Raw genomic sequence first — 1,130 nt, forward strand, 5'->3', positions numbered from 1 at the left:
ATGGACGTAAGAGCAGCCGTAGCGGTTGCGGCCGGCAAGCCGCTTGAGGTGATGACGGTTCAGCTTGAGGGGCCGAAGGCCGGCGAAGTGCTGATCGAGGTCAAGGCGACCGGCATCTGCCATACCGACGACTTCACCCTGTCGGGCGCCGATCCCGAAGGCCTGTTCCCCGCCATCCTCGGCCATGAAGGCGCCGGCATCGTCGTCGACGTCGGTCCGGGCGTCACCTCGGTCAGGAAGGGCGATCACGTCATTCCGCTCTACACGCCCGAATGCCGCGAATGCCCGTCGTGCCTCAGCCGCAAGACCAATCTGTGCACCGCGATCCGCTCGACCCAGGGCCAGGGCCTGATGCCGGACGGCACCTCGCGCTTCTCGATCGGCAAGGACAAGATCCATCACTATATGGGCTGCTCGACCTTCGCCAATTACACCGTGCTGCCGGAGATTGCCGTTGCCAAGGTCAATCCCGACGCTCCCTTCGACAAGATCTGCTATATCGGCTGTGGCGTCACCACCGGCATCGGCGCGGTCATCAACACCGCCAAGGTGGAGATGGGGGCAACCGCGATCGTCTTCGGTCTCGGCGGTATCGGCCTCAACGTCATCCAGGGCCTGAAGCTTGCCGGCGCCGACATGATCATCGGCGTCGATCTCAACAATGACAAGAAGGAATGGGGCGAGCGCTTCGGCATGACGCATTTCGTCAACCCGAAGGAAGTCGGCGACGACATCGTGCCCTATCTCGTCAACATGACGAAGCGCGGTGCCGACCAGATCGGCGGCGCCGATTACACCTTCGACTGCACCGGCAACACCAAGGTCATGCGTCAGGCGCTCGAGGCCTCGCATCGCGGCTGGGGCAAGTCGGTGGTCATCGGCGTTGCCGGCGCCGGCCAGGAGATTTCGACGCGTCCGTTCCAGCTGGTGACGGGCCGCTCGTGGATGGGGACGGCCTTCGGCGGCGCCCGCGGCCGCACCGACGTGCCGAAGATCGTCGACTGGTACATGGAGGGCAAGATCCAGATCGATCCGATGATCACCCACACCATGCCGCTGGAAGACATCAACAAGGGCTTCGAGCTCATGCATTCCGGAAAGAGTGTCAGGGGCGTCGTAATCTACTGACG

The 1,130-nt window shown here is 63.4% G+C and carries 1 protein-coding gene; it reads left to right on the top strand.

The features are described from left to right. The coding region (locus RHSP_RS21855) for an S-(hydroxymethyl)glutathione dehydrogenase/class III alcohol dehydrogenase (protein ID WP_004123126.1) at positions 1-1,128 on the top strand (1,128 nt) is incomplete at its 5' end. Between the last annotated feature and the right edge of the window lie 2 nt (positions 1,129-1,130).

It is taken from the genome of Rhizobium freirei PRF 81 (assembly GCF_000359745.1).
In the GTDB taxonomy this organism is placed as follows: Bacteria; Pseudomonadota; Alphaproteobacteria; order Rhizobiales; family Rhizobiaceae; genus Rhizobium; species Rhizobium freirei.